A 14,200-nucleotide genomic window follows, 5' to 3' on the forward strand; every position below is an offset into this window, starting at 1 on the left:
GCTATCTCATTCCTTTCGCTATGGCGACTCCGCCTGCATGTCTCACAGCATCATGTAGATCGGTCGGCACCAACTGCATCGTTTTCCCGTCCTGATGATGATGCCACGTGTAGCCGTCAGGCGTCTGCCTATACCCGGCCATCCGGTTGGCGTTCGTGAAATCCGACGAACGATTACCCGTGAATCGGGGCGGGTCGAACTGCGGTCGGTCAAACTTTACCGTATTCTTTGCATAAGGGCTGAAGTCTGGGAAACCGTCGTGAGTAAACTGAACACTGGCAGGGTACTTCGTTCTCAAATCCGGTGGCAACTTTTCCACCGGATACTTTTTACCTGCATATTCGAAGTTAGACGGCAACTTACCGTTTGGCAACCGGTTAACACCAGGCGGTATGACGCGCCCTCTGGAGTCCTTTCTAAGTGTTTCAGCGAACCTGGCTGCAAGCATGTCGGCTCTAGGAGTATTACTGACCATACTTCGCGGCACTCCCGCCATCGCGGCAACAGGCTGCGGGATCATTTTTTCCACGGTCGCAACCGCGTTGATAAGGCCTTTGACAACCGCTATTTCTGCTCCCACAATGCCGTTCTCAGCAAAGTTGGAGAACGGCACCGGGTGCTCAATTCGACGTAGCGCGAAAGCCGGAATTTGACCACCTCGCGTGGAGACGGCAGGCGCCGGGGGATGCGCATCGGGCGATGCAGGACGCGGTGCGTTCTTCGTAGTCGGCGGATATGGGGAACGGGCGTTCGGGACGCTGCGCTCGGCGTTGATTACGGCTTGGAAGACTTGTTTGCCTGAAATCGCTGTTGGATCGGCATTCGCACGAACTGCTGTCGTGTTCGTGGCCAGGGTTGTGTTTGGGCTCGCTTTCAGTGTCTTGCTGGCGACTCGGGCCTCCGCGGCTGCTGCTTGTGCGGCGGCTCGGCGTTCGAGTATCAACGCGGTTATTCCCGGGGTTCGGCCCGCGGGCGTGTAGGGGAGTGTGCTGAGCATGTCGAGGACGCGGGCGAACACGCTGGGTTTGTCGGGAGCGCCGGTGGCCCAGTGCTGGCCTTTGTTGTCGACGATGACGAGGCGACCGTCGTCGGTCTTGAAATAGCGTCGACCGGGAGCCCCGGGCGGGACTGGGATCTCGGTCAGCCGCAGCGCATCCCCGCGATTGGTTTGAGGAAGGATGTACCAGCGTCCGTCTTTGCCTCGGGCGGCTTCGGGCGGGTTGACTTTGCCCGAGGTCTCGTCGGGGACGTAGACGTTGCCGTCCGCGTCGAAGGGCACCAGTTGGCCTTCGATGGTGATCAGCCTGTGTCCGTTGTGATCCCACAGCGTGCCATCGGGACGCTTGATCAGGTCGCTGACAATTACGCCGTTGCGGGTCGTGACGATGCCGATGCCGCCGTCCGGGCGGGGGGTTTCACGGACAGTCGTTCCGTCCGCATAGCTGCTGGTGACGAAGTCGCCGTGCTCAGTGAACTGCGTGGTCCGGGTCCATGCTCGGTCGCTTCCGTCGCTGCCGCCACCGTGTTCTTCGATGCCGCTGTCGCCGCCTTGGAACAGCACGACACGGGTTTCGATGCCGTTGACCGGGTCGCCGACGTAAGCGGTGACACCGGCGGTGTCGTAGGTGTCGACATGCGGTGTCAGCTGGCCGGGTTCGGTGATCTTGGTGTGGGTCCATGGTCGGTCGGCGCCGTCGCTGCCGCCGCCTTCGGTGACCTCGATCAGTCGACCGTTGGCTTGCAGGTAACGCCAATAGCGTTGGCCGAACTCATCGATCCGGAGCGAGCCGTGGGTGCCGTTGCCGTCGATCCATTCCACGGGCAGGCCGCCGCGCTGTGGGGGTGCGACGCCGTCGGGCAGGATGGGTGCGACGCGGCTGAGGTCGAGTTCGGCTGGCGATGGGATCGTGGGTGCGGTCGGGGGAGTCTGGTTGGTGTTGTTCGGGGTGGGGTCGTGTCGGGTGCGTGGCTGGTTGAAAACGACTTGGCCGACAATGGTTTGGTCGATGACGGCTTTGTCCTGCGGCGGTGTGGCGTCGTATGCCTGCTGCGCTTCGGGAGGCAGTGGCTGTGGTGGCGGCTTGCGTGTGCCGTCGGGGTTGTAGATCTGCTGCAGGATCGGATGCAACCGAACCGTTTCGGGATCCATGCGCTCCGGGAGTTGGTCGGTGACCGGTGCCTGATCCGGCGGCGCTACAGGATCGGTTGCAGATTTCGGCTGTTCCTGGATCGGTTGTGACTGGACTGGGACCACGGGGGCGACGTTTGTGGTGGGCCGCGTCGGTGTCGCCGGGGGTTGTTGGGCGGGGAGGGGCCGAGGGTCCGGCTGCTGCGGCCGTTGGGCTTGGGATCCAGGATTGGCGACGGTGTCGGGTTGCGGGATTCGGTAACCCTCGTCGTCCAGATCGGTGAAGGCTTGGGGGTCGGCGATAGGTTTCGCCTGCGGGGCTGCGATTTCGGCACCGTCTGGGCGATGCACCGCGAGCCATGCGAGCGGATCGCCGGCGGTTGTCGACGACGACTGGGTGGTCTGTTCGGCTCGCGCAGCTGCGACCATTTCACGTGTGGCCCAGATACGCTCGAGCTTGCGGGCGGCGCTGGTCGGAGTCGTCCCCGTGAAGGTATAGACCCGGCCTGCCGCGTCAACGTCGTGCGCGGCACTGACCGCAGGCGTGACGGACCGGAACCAGTCGATTCGCAGGGAGACCCATTGATAGTTGGGCGCTAGAGGACCGATAATCGGATCTGACAACGAAATTCACCTCGCGGTTGGCGTTCGGAGCCGGACCCAGTGGATGGCGTCGATGCGTGCGGTTGTCGCGTGAGATGCGCCCAGTGATCGATCGACTCCGCGAGCGAAGTGAACATGACTGGACGCCAACGGCTTTGAATACCGGATCAGGAAGTCGGGGCGGAGAATCAGCATGCCGGTGGGCAACGATGCGGGATCCGCCTTGGGAAGCGGGATCGGACCGAGTTGGGCGATGCCTCCGAGCGTCGGGATCTATTGCGGGGATGGAGGGTCCGAGAACGAGTGAAGCCCTAACCCGCTCATGGCTGGATTAGGGCTTCACTGGGAAGTCTTTGGAGTGGATAGGTCCCGCAACGGGATGAGCGCATAGTTATGGCGCTGCAGCAAGTTTCACTTATGGTGCGGCGGCAGTCAACCCCTCGATCGCGAAGAGGGCGATCCATGCAGATCAGGGCGCTGACATGTACGGCCCCATGAGATCCTCGGCCTCGAACCGGCGGTCCATGTCGGGGTCGAATCGATCGCCTCGGTCCGTGATCGAGGTCGGGGAGCGTCTGCGGCTTTCAGTGCGCTCCCCCTCATTGTTCTTTATCAGGGTTTTCATTGCGGCGAGCACAGGTTTGCCGTCTCGGCTGGCCCCGGAGCAGATGGTGCGCATCAGCGCCAGAAGAAACGAACCGACTGTGGCGAATCGGCCCGAGAGCCCTCGCGCCGCTGCTCGTCGAATTCTGAATCCGCTTGCGGTACGGATAGTCGCGCAGCTTCTCGCTCTTGCGCTGCCGAGATCAGATTGCGGTCCTCGTAATCCAGCTGGAACAGCCGCTCTGACTTCAGTCGCGACAATACGCCGAAAGCGGCGGTACTCCATTGCGTCGGTGATCACGCGTAGCCGCACATCAAACCACCAGCACCCCGGGTAACGCGTGCCGACCACCAATCAGCAGCTCAATCGGAGCCGGGCACGGTACGTATGGCCGCGCACAGCCGATCCACTGCGGCGTTATCGCGCACCGCGACGCGCATATGATCCGGTCCGAGCCCGGGGAACGTGTCGGCTCGGCGCACCGCGATGCCGTGGTCGGCGAGGTATTTGCGCAGCACTTCGCCGTCGGCCACCCGCAGAAGCAGGAAGGGACCATGGGCCGGGGTGTGCACGTCGATGCCGAGCGCGGTGAGGCGTTCGATCATGGTGGCACGGAGGGTAGCGAGGACGGTCGCGTGACGTTCGGATTCGGCGACGGCGGAGGGGGAGGCGGTCGCGGCCATCGCCTCGAGCTGGAGGATGCCGAGGGGCCAGTGCGGGCGGCCGTGGTCGAGGCGGGCGAGCAGATCGGGCGCGCCGAGGAAGTAGCCGCAGCGGAGGCCCGCGAGTGCCCAGGTCTTGGTGAGGCTGCGCAGGACGAGGATGTCGGGGGTAGCGGTCGTCGCGAGGGATTCCGGTTCGCCGGGGACGGCGTCGGCGAAGGCCTCGTCGACGACGACGATGCGGCCGGGGCGGCGCAAAGCGCGGAGGGTTTCGGCGGGGTGCAGAACCGAGGTCGGGTTGGTGGGGTTGCCGAGGACGACGAGATCGGCCTCGTCGGGCACCGCCAGCGGGTCGAGGGTGTAGGGCGGTTCGAGCAGCACCCGCGTGACGGGGACGTCGGCCTGACGCAGCGCCAGTTCCGGTTCGGTGAACGACGGGTGCACCACCGCAGCGAGACGAGGAGCGAGCTTCGGCAGGAGAGCGAACCCTTCGGCCGCGCCCGCGAGCAGCAGCACCTCGTCCCGGCGGCGGCCGTGCCGGGCGGCGACGGCGGTGCGGGCGGCCAGGTCCTCGGCGGCGCTCGGGTAGCGGGCGAGGTCGGTCAGCCGGGCTGCGAGACGTTCGCGCAACCACGACGGCGGCTCGCTGCCCTGCACGTTGACCGCGAAATCGAGCATGCCCGGGCACGCGTCTACGTCGCCGTGATGGCGAAGCAGCGCGGGGTCGACTGTGTCGGAGGGCACGGGATCACACCCTACGTGGCGGGCGTACTGGGTGACCGGCCAGAATGGCTGTCGTGGGTGACCTGCACGTCTCGTTCGTCTGTACCGGCAATATCTGCCGATCGCCGATGGCGGAGAAGATGTTCGCGCACCATCTGCGCCTCGCCGGCTTGGCCGACCGGGTGCGGGTGAGCAGCGCGGGCACCGGCTCCTGGCACGTCGGCGACGACGCCGACCCGCGCACCACCGAGACGCTGCTGAAATACGGCTATCCGGCGGGTCACGTGGCCGCCGTCGTCGGCGCCGATCACCGCGAGGCCGACCTGCTCATCGCGCTGGACACCGGGCACGAGCGGGCACTGGCCCGACTCGGCGTCCCGTCCGATCGCCGCAAGCTGCTGCGCAGTTTCGATCCCGCAGCCGACGGCCCGGACGTGCCCGACCCGTACTACGGCACCGCCGCCGACTTCGAACTCGTCCGCGCGCAGATCGAGGCCGCGATCCCTGGCCTGCTGGACTGGGTGCGCGCGGCGCTGGACCGAGTCGCCGTCGCGGACGGGCGGCCGTGATGCGCCGCCTGGCGTTCCTGCTGCGCCCCAGCTGGCTGATCCTCGCCGCGCTGGTGGCCGCCTTCGCCTACCTGTGCTTCACCGTGCTCGCGCCGTGGCAGCTCGGCAAGAACACCGCCACCGAGCACCGCAACCAACTGATCGCCGACTCGGTGCGCGCCGACCCGGTCGACGTGACCACGGTGCTCGACGCCTCCGGTGCCGAGCACACCGAATGGCGGCGCGTCACGGCCACGGGCAGCTACCTGCCCGATTCGACGGTGCTGGTGCGCCTGCGGCACCTGGACGGCGCGCCCGGCTACGCGGTGCTCGCGGCGTTCCGCTTGGACGACGGGCGCACGTTGCTCGTCGACCGCGGTCTGGTCGCCGGGGTGGACGGATCCTCGCGGCCGCCGCAGATCCCGGAACCACCGGCGGGCCCGCAGCGCCTCGAGGGCCGGGTCCGAATGTCGGAGGGCGTGAGCGCGGACAAGACGCCGCTCACCCAGGACGGCTACCGCCAGGTGTATTCGATCGACACCACGCAGGAATCCGACGTGCTCGGTCAGCCGCTCACCCCGATCCCCGCGGGCGAGCGCGGCGGGTACCTCCAACTCTCGGAGAACCAGCCGGGCGCGTTCACCCCGACCCCGCTCCCCCAGCTCGACGCGGGCCCGTACCTCTCCTACGGGTTGCAGTGGCTGGCCTTCGGCATCATGGCGCCGCTGGGCCTCGGGTACTTCGTCTACGCGGAAATTCGCGAACGCCGCAGGGAGAAAGCCGCGGCCGCGCAGTCGACGCCGACGGAGCCCACGCCGACCGAGCCCGCCGCGACCGAATCCACCGCGCCCGCTCCGGCCCAGCCGACGACCGAGGCCAGACTCGCCGACCGCTACGGACGCAACCGCTCCTGATCGCGATCGGCATCGCGAGCCGCCACGCTCTCACTCGGCCCGCGCGCCCCGGCCCGCGAAACCCCACCCGGGCCCGCCGACTCCATCCCGCCGTTTCGCCGCGAATTCGTGCAGAACGCATGCGATCACACTGGCGATGCGGTGGCATCGGGTCGGGCCGAGGCGGCTCGGATCACGGTCAGCTGATCTGGATCGGCTCGTTGCCCGCACAGCCGCGCCGAGTCCGGACCGGCGGATCGGCGCACGACGGCTATGTCGTACAACCCGGTATGGACCCGCCCGCGCGCGGAGAGGATGCCGAGTCCCGCGTTCTCCCGCCGGTTCAGCACCACGGTCTTGCCACCGTGCGCGCCCAACGACTCTCGCTCGCTAGACGGCTGTGGCGGCCAACGAGTACAGCAGCGGCAAGCGCCGGGAAGGGTCCGGATACCGGAACCGCGGCCCGTCGGCGACGAGCGTGCCGTAGCGCCGGAACGGGATCACGTCGTGCTCGTGCACGAACTCGATGCGCAGCCCGGCGCCCGCGACGGCGCTGACGACATCACCGAGCGTGTGGTGCCACTCGGTGACGGTGTTGTGCGTGGTCTGCGCGTTCCAATCGGCGTAGGAGCCGCGCAATTCGTACGTGCGGGCGTCGCGCGCGAAGTAGTCGCCCGCGACGGTGGTACCGGTGGCGTCGTCGAGGACGTCGGTGACGGGGTGCATTTCGACCAGGTAGAGCCGTCCGCCCGGACGCAACAGACCGGCGACGGTGCGTGCCCAGCGCTGGATATCGGACAGCCACATCAGCGCGCCCATGCCGGTGTAGACCAGGTCGAACGCGGCGGCGCCGAGCACGTCGACGGCGTCGAATACGTCGGCCGAGACGAATCGCGCGCGGTCGCCGAGGCCGATCTCGTCGGCGAGCTCCGCTGCCGCTTCGATCGCCGGTGCCGAGAAGTCCAGACCGCTGACCCGCGCGCCACGCCGCGCCCAGGACAAGGTGTCCAGGCCGATATGGCATTGCAGGTGAACGAGATCGAGACCATCGACGTCACCGACCTCGTCCAGCTGAAACCGATCGAAGTCCTCGTCTCCCGCGCGAAACCCGTCGAGGTCGTAGAACGAACTCGCGGCGTTGATCGGGACACGCTCGTCCCAGTGGCGTTTGTTCTGCTCGACCAGGTCGGCGGCGCTGGTATCGGTCACCCGGCCGATCTTAGGAGGGGCCTCGGGGGCGCGGGCAAGTCATTTTCCGGCGCCCGGCAGCAGGATGGGTCTGGACGAAATCGGATGGTGCGATGAATTTCCGCCGCACCGGCGGTCTACCCAACCGAACACCCATGCCTGTCGCTCGAGGAGGACCCATGCATCCCACATCGACTGCCGCCGCCGTGCGGACGCTCGAAGTTCCCGGCGCGCGCCTGCATTACGAGGTACGCGGCGCGGGACCGCTGATCGTGCTGATCGGCGCGCCGATGGACGCCGCAGCGTTCGCGCCGCTGGCCGATCTGCTCGCCACCGAACACCTGGTGCTCACCACCGATCCGCGCGGCCATCAGGGGAGCGTGCTCGATGACCCGGACCAGGATTCGACGCCCGAGCTGCGCGCCGACGACCTGGCCCGGCTCATCACCCACCTCGACGCGGGCCCCGCCGTGGTGTTCGGCTCGAGCGGGGGTGCGGTGACGACGCTGGCGCTGGCGCAGGACCATCCCGAACTGGTCAGCACCGCGATCGCACATGAACCGCCGCTCAACGCGGTGCTCGATGATCGCGACGCATTACGTCAGGGTGTCGAGGACTTGATCGCCAGCTACCGCAGCGGCGATGTGATCGGCGCGTGGCGACAGTTCTTCGTCAACGCCGATATCTCGATGCCCGAGCCGGTCTTGGCGCAGATGTTCGGCGGCGATCGAGATCCGGCTCAGGTAGCCAGCGAGAGTTACTGGTTCAACCACGAAATCCGCGGCACCACGTCGTGGGAGCCGAACCTCGAGCGGTTGCGCTCGATACCGACGCGCCTGGTGATCGGTATCGGCGAAGAATCCGCCGGGCAGTTCTGCGACCGCTCGTCGCGGGCGCTTGCGGATCTGCTCGACCTCGAACCGACCCTGTTCCCCGGCGATCACACGGGTTTCGCGGGGGCGCCCATGGGTGATCCCGTCGCATTCGACGCCAGATTGCGCGAGGTGCTGACGGGCGCGTGAGCGAACGAACCACAGCGACAGCGCCTTCGCGCACGACCAGCCGAATAGAACAGCCGCTGTGGTGTCCCTCGACTTCTTCGCGGTGACATGCCATCGCTTGCCCCTCGCCGTCGGTAGATCCGACGCCGAGGGGTTTCGGGGTTCGGCCACCGAAGCGGACACGCGAAAGCCACAGCAGCGGAAAGTCGGCGTACGGCCGAGCACCCAGAATTCAGCGCGAGAGCCGCCGAAGCAGCGTCGGCAGACCCCATGCCGCCCCCGCCGCGAACACCACCGCCCCAACCTGAACGGCCTCCGACATCCGCACCGCCCGCCGCAGATCCGGAACCGTCGGCGCGGGCCCGTCGCCGAGGGTGGGCCGCAGTTCCGTCCCGTACCGGTACTGCGTGCGCCCGCCGAGCCGAACCCCGAGCGCACCCGCCATCGCGGCCTCGACGACGCCCGCGTTCGGGCTGGGATGTCTTGCCGCGTCGCGCCGCCAAGCGCGCAGCACCGCCCCGGGGCGTCCGCCGACCAGTGGCGCGAGCCCTGCGGTGAGCAGTCCGCTGACGCGGGCGGGAGCTAGATTCGCGACGTCGTCGAGTCGGGCGGCCGCCCAGCCGAAGCGGTGGTAGCGGTCGTTTCGGTAACCGACCATCGCGTCGAGGGTGTTGATCGCCCGATAGCCGAGCAGACCGGGCACGCCGGCCACCGCGCCCCAGAACAACGGTGCGACGGTGGCGTCGGAGGTGTTCTCGGCGATGGATTCCAGTGCGGCGCGGGCCAATCCGTCGGCGTCGAGCACCGACGGGTCCCGCCCGCACAGCGAGGGCAGTAGCGCGCGGGCCGCGGTCAGATCGCCCGACTCCAGATGATCGGCCATGGCTCGACCGGCGGCCGCCAGACTGCGTCCGCCGAGCACGGTCCAGGTGGCGAGCGCGGTGGCGACGAGGCCGCCCCGCCGCGCCGCGAGCCCGAGACCGACCACGGCCCCGACCGCGACCGCCTCGTGCAACACCCCCGCCGTCCGTCGATCGGCGTAGGTCAGGGATTCGAGCGCGCTTGCCGCCGAACCGAATCCGGCCACCGGATGCCACCGGCGCGGGTCGCCGAACGCGCGATCCAGCGCGAAGCCGAGCAGCAGACCGCCACCGGCCGAGATCCCCGTGTGCACCTGGCGAGACTAGCGGGCGCACGACCGCGGCGACCGCCGGGATGTCACACTCAGTGGTCCTGCCTCGTCATACCGATGACGCCCGCTACGACCCCGCCACGGGGCCGCCCGACCGAACGGTGGTTGCAGTGACAGCCGAGAAGCCCGAGCCCCTCGACGCCGCCGAGCTGGCGCGCCGCTTCGAGGAGCATCGGCCGTATCTGCGCAGGCTCGCCTACAGCACGCTGGGCAGCCTCGCCGACGCGGACGACGTGGTGCAGGAGGCCTGGCTGCGGTTGCAGCGCCAGCACGAGGCAGGGACCGCGGCCGAGATCGACAACCTGCGCGCCTGGCTGACCACCGTGACCGGCCGGTTGGCGCTCGACCAGCTCGGCTCGGCCCGCGCCCGCCGCGAACAGTACGTCGGCGATTGGCTGCCCGAGCCGGAGGTCACCACCGTGGACGATCCGGCCGATCGGATCACCCAGGACGAGCGGGTCACCACCGCGCTGCTCGTCGTGCTGGAATCCCTCTCCCCCGCCGAGCGCACCGCGTTCGTCCTGCAAGACGTGTTCGGGATGAGCGGTCCGGAGGTCGCCGATGTGGTGGGGCGCACCCCGGCCGCGGTCCGTCAGCTCGCCTCACGCGCCCGCAAACGGGTCGAGGACGGAACGCCCCGCTTCCCCGCCTCGCCCGACGAGCAGGAGAAAGTGGTGTCGGCGTTCGCGGTGGCGTGGCGGTCCGGCGATCTCAGCGCGCTGCTCGGCGTACTCGACGCCAACGTCAGCCTGACCGCCGACGGCGGCGGCAAGGTGCCCGCCATCCGCAAGGGTGTGCAGGGTGCCGAGCTGGTGGCGAAGCTGCTGCTCGGTTGGTACAACGCGCCGTCCGCGCGCGGGGCGTGGGGCCGCTCGGTGCTGGTCAACGGCCAGCCCGGCCTGGTCGTCTTCGACGGCGCCCACACCGGCGTCTTCTCCTTCACCGTCGACGAGGGCCGCATCGTCGCGCTGCACATCGTCCGCAACCCGGACAAGCTGCGCGAACTCCCGGAAACCGACACCCCCGATTGGTTCCTCGGCCCGGACCAGGCGTAGCGGCTCCCGTCCTCCGTCCACGCTTGTGCAGCGTGGACGGAGTGCAGTAGCGGCGAAGGGTCGACGACCCCTGCCGAATCCGGGTCAGTCGCTGCGCACCAGATCGTCGACGGCGCGCACGACCTCGGGCGGGGCGGTCGCGATGACGGTGTCGAGGGCACGGCGGGCGGTTTCGAGGTCACGGATGCTCCCGTCGATGCGGTCGCGTTCGCGATACAGGTCGACCAGGAGTTCGGGGCAGTCGGCGATGAGCTGTCCATCTCCCGAGGACAGGCAGGGCAGCAGATCGGCAATGGTGGTGGTCGACAGGCCAGCAGCGAGCAGGCTGCGGATGTTCAGCACGGTCTCGACGTCGGCTTCGCTGTACTCCCGATACCCCGACGGCTGCCGGTGCGGCCGCAGCAGCCCCTGTTCCTCGTAGTAGCGCAGCAGGCGCTGACTGACTCCCGTGCGTCGCTGCAATGTCCCGATTCGCATCGCAACCTCCGGTACGTACTTGACTCTCACATTGATGTGAGACTTTAGCGTAGCGGCATGTCCGATCCAGATCCTTTGCACCACAACCGAACCCCCACATCACCTGCCGGTCCCCGCGACTGGCTCGGCCTCGCTGTACTCGCCCTGCCCACTCTGTTGCTCGCGATGGACGTGACCGTCCTCTATTTGGCTGTGCCGCATCTGACGGACGATCTGCGGCCGAGCGGAATCGAACAGCTGTGGATCGCCGACATCTACGGCTTCATGATCGCCGGCTTCCTGATCACCATGGGCACGGTCGGTGACCGCATCGGCCGGCGCAAACTGCTGATGCTCGGCGCAGGCGCGTTCGCCGCGGCGTCGGTGCTGGCCGCGTTCGCCACCGGTCCGCTGCTGCTGATCGTCGCCCGCGCGCTGCTCGGGATCGCGGGGGCAACCCTGATGCCGTCGACGCTGGCGCTGATCAGCAACATGTTCCGCGCCGCAGGACAACGTGCGATGGCGATCGGAGTGTGGGCCACCTGTCTGTCCGCGGGCATGGCTCTCGGCCCGGTCATCGGCGGCTCGATGCTGGAGTCGTTCTGGTGGGGTTCCGTCTTCCTGCTCGCCGTGCCGGTGATGGCGCTGCTGCTGGTCACCGCGCCGATACTGCTGCCGGAGTACCGCGACCCCGATGCGGGCCGCGTCGACTTGCCGAGCGTGCTGCTGTCGCTGGCGACCATTTTGCCGGTGATCTTCGGCATCAAGAAGTCGGCCGAAGCGGGGCTCTCCCCGGTTCCGGTCGCGGCGATCGCGATCGGCGTCGGCTTCGGCCGGCTGTTCGTCCGCAGACAAGGCGCACTCACCGACCCGCTGCTCGATCTGCGGCTGTTCGGCAACCCGACATTCCGCGCGGCGCTGCTGATCCTGCTCTTCGGACTCGGCACCGTCGGTGGCATCTACCTGTTCGTCACGCAATACCTACAACTGGTGCGCGGCCTGACGCCGCTGGGGGCGGGCCTGTGGCTGCTGCCGCCGGCGGGGGCGCTGATCCTCGCGTCGATGCTGACACCGATCATCGCGCGCAAGGTCGAACCCAGGTTCGTCGTCGCCGCCGCATTGGCCATCGCAACACTCGGTTACCTGACGCTTTCCTTCGTCGACGCCGTCGGTGGGCTTCCGGTGCTGGTTACGGGTTTCGTGCTGGTATACGTCGGCATCAGCCCGCTCATGGTTCTCGGTACCGATCTGGTCATCGGGACGGCCCCACCGGAGAAAGCGGGTTCGGCGGCGGCTATGTCGGAAACCAGCATGGAATTCGGTGTCGCTACCGGTGTCGCCGTCCTCGGCGTCATCGGCACCGCGATATACCGTGCGGACGTCGCGGGCTCCCCAGTACCGGGAGTGCAGCCGAGGGCGCAGGAGGCCGCGGAGGATTCGCTCGGCGCCGCCGACGCCGCCGCGACCGATCTACCCGCACATCTCGGCGACGCAATGCTCGCCGCGGCGCGCGATGCGTTCACGAGTGGGCTCAACAGCACGGCCCTCGTATGTGCGGCGATCACAGCCGCGCTCACCGCTGTGGCGCTGACGTCGCTGCGGCCCGCAGCGGCTCCTTCCCCGCACGAGGCGCCACACTTGTGAAGCGCACACGGGCATCGGCGGAGTCAACCGGCGAGGCCGACCGTCGCCGTGACGGGATAGCCGTGGGCCGCCGCGACTTCGGCGGAAAGCAAGCGTCCACCATCGGCGGCAAGGCCGTGGGCGAGGTCGGGGTGGGTGGTGCACGCGTCGCGCCATCCCTGGTCGGCGATGGCGCGCACGTACGGGAGGGTGGCGTTGGTCAGGGCGACGGTGGCGGTGTGCGGGACCGCGCCCGGCATGTTCGCGACGCAGTAGTACAGCGCGTCCGCCACCCGGAAGGTCGGATCCGCGTGCGTGGTCGGCCGCGAACCCGCGAAGCAGCCGCCCTGATCGATGGCGATGTCGACCAGCACCGTGCCGGGCCGCATCGCCGCGACCATCTCCTCGCTGACCAGCTTCGGGGCGCGCGCACCCGGCACGAGCACCGACCCGATGACCAGATCGGCGCCGAGCACCGCGCGCTCGACCTCGGCGGCATTCGACGCCACCGTGGTGATCCGCCCCTGGAACCGCTCGTCGAGTTCGCGCAGCTTCACCAGGTTGGTGTCGAGCACGCTGACCCGCGCGCCTATCCCCGCGGCCATGGTCGCGGCGTTGGTCCCCGCCACGCCGCCACCGAGGACGACCACCTCGGCGGGCCGCACGCCGGGCACTCCGCCGAGCAGCACGCCGGACCCGCCGAGCGGCGCCATCAGGTGATACGCGCCGACCTGCGGACCCAACCTGCCCGCGACCTCGCTCATCGGCGCGAGCAATGGCAACGAGCCGTCGGCGGCGCGCACCGTTTCGTAGGCGAGGGCCGTGATGCCGGAGCGCAGAATGGCCTCGGTGCAGTCCCGCGAGGCGGCCAAGTGCAGATAGGTGAACAGCACTTGGTCGCGGCGCATCCGCGGGTACTCCTGCGCGATCGGCTCTTTCACCTTCAGGATCAACTCGGCGTCCGCCCACACCGCGTCGGGTCCGTCCACCAGGGTGACTCCCGCGTCGGCATAGTGCCGATCGGCGAACCCCGACCCGACGCCCGCGCCCGATTCGAACAGCACCCGGTGCCCGTGCCGAACCAACTCCCCGGCACCCGCGGGCGTTAGCGCGACCCGGAATTCTTGCTCCTTGACCTCCCGCGGCACTCCGATCCTCATATCGCCATCGTGGCCCACCCGCGGACGGTTCGCCACGACGGCGCGCATAGCCGGGCGGAGAAGTTCCGTCCGACACGCCCGGAACCGCGGCTCCGCACGCCATCGCGACCCCACGGCCGGAAATTGTTCGCCGTCCGATCAACGGGCGGCCACGGCTCCCGCTACCGAAGGAGGGGTCAGCGGATCGCCGGGACGGCAGGCAGCGCGGCCGGGCAGACCGGAATGCCGACGCACACACCGCCACCACCGGGGTACGGATCGACCGGCGCGGTCGGCACGGAGGGCACGGTCGGCACCGATGGCGGCGTCGGCACGGGCGGATCGGCAACCGGCCCGGAACCCGCCGCAACCGCCGCCACCGGGG

12 protein-coding genes are annotated in these 14,200 nt (G+C 68.4%); 5 read left to right on the plus strand and 7 right to left on the minus strand.

Features of this window, described 5'->3' with window-relative positions; all coding sequences use genetic code 11:
- Position 1: 1 nt before the first annotated feature.
- Positions 2-2,752 carry an HNH endonuclease gene (locus tag ABZV58_RS14590; RefSeq protein WP_355000634.1) on the minus strand — a complete coding sequence of 917 codons (2,751 nt, stop codon included), beginning with the start codon at positions 2,750-2,752 and terminating at the stop codon, positions 2-4.
- 945 nt (positions 2,753-3,697) lie between these two features.
- Entirely contained in the window at positions 3,698-4,741 is a 1,044-nt protein-coding gene (gene cobC, locus ABZV58_RS14595) for an Rv2231c family pyridoxal phosphate-dependent protein CobC (RefSeq protein ID WP_355000635.1), read from the minus strand.
- Positions 4,742-4,785: 44 nt separating this feature from the next.
- Between cobC and ABZV58_RS14600 the strand changes: the two genes are divergently transcribed.
- Together ABZV58_RS14600 and ABZV58_RS14605 are read left to right on the plus strand one after the other, a co-directional pair.
- Complete coding sequence (locus tag ABZV58_RS14600) at positions 4,786-5,289, plus strand: low molecular weight protein-tyrosine-phosphatase (RefSeq protein ID WP_355000636.1); 504 nt, start codon at positions 4,786-4,788, stop codon at positions 5,287-5,289.
- Positions 5,289-6,182 (plus strand): SURF1 family protein, encoded by an 894-nt coding sequence (locus ABZV58_RS14605; RefSeq protein ID WP_355000637.1) that lies wholly within the window; start codon positions 5,289-5,291, stop codon positions 6,180-6,182. The genes ABZV58_RS14600 and ABZV58_RS14605 overlap by 1 nt, the downstream gene beginning before the upstream one ends.
- 125 nt (positions 6,183-6,307) lie before the next feature.
- Here the strand turns inward: ABZV58_RS14605 and ABZV58_RS14610 are convergent, their stop codons facing one another.
- Together ABZV58_RS14610 and ABZV58_RS14615 are read right to left on the minus strand one after the other, a co-directional pair.
- Positions 6,308-6,538 carry a hypothetical protein gene (locus tag ABZV58_RS14610; protein ID WP_355000638.1) on the minus strand — a complete coding sequence of 77 codons (231 nt, stop codon included), beginning with the start codon at positions 6,536-6,538 and terminating at the stop codon, positions 6,308-6,310.
- Positions 6,539-6,551: 13 nt separating this feature from the next.
- Positions 6,552-7,370 (minus strand): class I SAM-dependent methyltransferase, encoded by an 819-nt coding sequence (locus tag ABZV58_RS14615; protein ID WP_355000639.1) that lies wholly within the window; start codon positions 7,368-7,370, stop codon positions 6,552-6,554.
- A 158-nt stretch (positions 7,371-7,528) separates the two neighbouring features.
- Between ABZV58_RS14615 and ABZV58_RS14620 the strand changes: the two genes are divergently transcribed.
- The gene (locus ABZV58_RS14620; protein WP_355000640.1) at positions 7,529-8,371 is read left to right on the plus strand and encodes an alpha/beta hydrolase; all 843 of its coding nucleotides are present in this window, start codon (positions 7,529-7,531) and stop codon (positions 8,369-8,371) included.
- Between the two features lie 211 nt (positions 8,372-8,582).
- On the opposite strand, the gene ABZV58_RS14625 is transcribed toward ABZV58_RS14620, so the two are convergent.
- Positions 8,583-9,524 carry a cobalamin biosynthesis protein gene (locus ABZV58_RS14625; protein WP_355000641.1) on the minus strand — a complete coding sequence of 314 codons (942 nt, stop codon included), beginning with the start codon at positions 9,522-9,524 and terminating at the stop codon, positions 8,583-8,585.
- Positions 9,525-9,652: 128 nt separating this feature from the next.
- On the opposite strand from ABZV58_RS14625, the gene sigJ reads away from it, so the two are divergent.
- On the plus strand, positions 9,653-10,597 hold the full coding sequence (gene sigJ / locus ABZV58_RS14630; protein WP_355000642.1) for an RNA polymerase sigma factor SigJ: 945 nt from the start codon (positions 9,653-9,655) through the stop codon (positions 10,595-10,597).
- A gap of 84 nt (positions 10,598-10,681) precedes the next feature.
- Here the strand turns inward: sigJ and ABZV58_RS14635 are convergent, their stop codons facing one another.
- The gene (locus tag ABZV58_RS14635) at positions 10,682-11,074 is read right to left on the minus strand and encodes a MerR family transcriptional regulator (RefSeq protein WP_355000643.1); all 393 of its coding nucleotides are present in this window, start codon (positions 11,072-11,074) and stop codon (positions 10,682-10,684) included.
- 57 nt (positions 11,075-11,131) lie between these two features.
- Here ABZV58_RS14635 and ABZV58_RS14640 point away from each other — a divergent pair, with 57 nt between their 5' ends.
- Positions 11,132-12,697: an MFS transporter gene (locus tag ABZV58_RS14640; protein WP_355000644.1), complete on the plus strand. Its 1,566-nt coding sequence runs from the start codon at positions 11,132-11,134 to the stop codon at positions 12,695-12,697.
- A 23-nt stretch (positions 12,698-12,720) separates the two neighbouring features.
- Here ABZV58_RS14640 and ald read toward each other — a convergent pair whose 3' ends face one another.
- Positions 12,721-13,836: an alanine dehydrogenase gene (gene ald, locus ABZV58_RS14645; RefSeq protein WP_355000645.1), complete on the minus strand. Its 1,116-nt coding sequence runs from the start codon at positions 13,834-13,836 to the stop codon at positions 12,721-12,723.
- Positions 13,837-14,200: the final 364 nt, after the last annotated feature.

Origin of the sequence: Nocardia sp. NPDC004654 (genome assembly GCF_040609595.1) — a bacterium.
Classification (GTDB): Bacteria; Actinomycetota; Actinomycetes; order Mycobacteriales; family Mycobacteriaceae; genus Nocardia.

What these genes read in the sequence shown, in the direction of transcription:
- ABZV58_RS14620 (WP_355000640.1), top strand. Translation starts at nt 7,529, where the DNA reads ATGCATCCCACATCGACTGCCGCCGCCGTGCGGACGCTCGAAGTTCCC.
- ABZV58_RS14605 (WP_355000637.1), top strand. Translation starts at nt 5,289, where the DNA reads ATGCGCCGCCTGGCGTTCCTGCTGCGCCCCAGCTGGCTGATCCTCGCC.
- ABZV58_RS14640 (WP_355000644.1), top strand. Translation starts at nt 11,132, where the DNA reads ATGTCCGATCCAGATCCTTTGCACCACAACCGAACCCCCACATCACCT.
- ABZV58_RS14600 (WP_355000636.1), top strand. Translation starts at nt 4,786, where the DNA reads ATGGCTGTCGTGGGTGACCTGCACGTCTCGTTCGTCTGTACCGGCAAT.
- ald (WP_355000645.1), bottom strand. Translation starts at nt 13,836, where the DNA reads ATGAGGATCGGAGTGCCGCGGGAGGTCAAGGAGCAAGAATTCCGGGTC.
- ABZV58_RS14635 (WP_355000643.1), bottom strand. Translation starts at nt 11,074, where the DNA reads ATGCGAATCGGGACATTGCAGCGACGCACGGGAGTCAGTCAGCGCCTG.